Source organism: Dellaglioa sp. CoH-57-MRSF-18 (assembly GCF_056781995.1).
The window spans coordinates 1-262 of record NZ_JBXAXX010000236.1; the positions used below are offsets into that span (position 1 = coordinate 1).

The window sequence follows — 262 nt, forward strand, 5'->3', positions numbered from 1 at the left end:
TCTCCATGATCATCGCAACCAGCAGGTTGAACACATAATAGAAGATACCGGCCGCGATATATGGAACCATAGAGGTCTGTGCCGCTGCGATTTGCTTTGCCATAGTAAACATCTCAGTTACCGCCAATACAAATGCAAGTGAAGTATCTTTTACCAATGTAATGATCTCATTCGTCACGGCAGGCAGAATATGTTTACACACCTGTGGAAATACAATACGGAAAAATGTCTGACCTTTCGAATACCCAAGCACCTTTGCCGC

At 43.9% G+C, this 262-nt stretch carries 1 protein-coding gene; it reads right to left on the reverse strand.

What is annotated here, in order from left to right; translation table 11 throughout:
* A partial coding sequence (locus tag AC1RPG_RS08835; protein WP_481762613.1) for an ABC transporter permease subunit occupies window positions 1-253 on the reverse strand: 253 nt, incomplete at its 3' end.
* Window positions 254-262 lie beyond the last annotated feature (9 nt).